The organism is Peribacillus sp. SIMBA_075 (assembly GCF_046534585.1).
In genome coordinates, this window is record NZ_JAWRYN010001692.1 from 1 (window position 1) to 232 (window position 232).

The 232-nt window shown below is 54.3% G+C and carries 1 protein-coding gene; it reads right to left on the bottom strand.

Annotated elements, in window-relative coordinates; genetic code table 11:
• A partial coding sequence (locus SB775_RS34195; protein WP_410865733.1) for a peptidase dimerization domain-containing protein occupies window positions 1-232 on the bottom strand: 232 nt, incomplete at both ends.

Below are 232 nucleotides of genomic sequence, written 5' to 3' on the forward strand. Positions count from 1 at the left end.
CTTTTGTGACGGATATTACGAGACGGTCAAGCGGGTCCACATTGCGAGCGACGATGTACTGAAGGTTAGTCACGACCTGGGCAGCAATGGCGAGACTGTCTACAGCATCGTGCGGCTGTGCGGCATGTCCTCCCCTTCCGCAGACCGTAATCGTGAAAGTATCTGAACCGGCATGTGTTCCACCAGAGGTTATAGCAATATTGCCTACTTCGAGCGGCGAGTGCAGATGCAG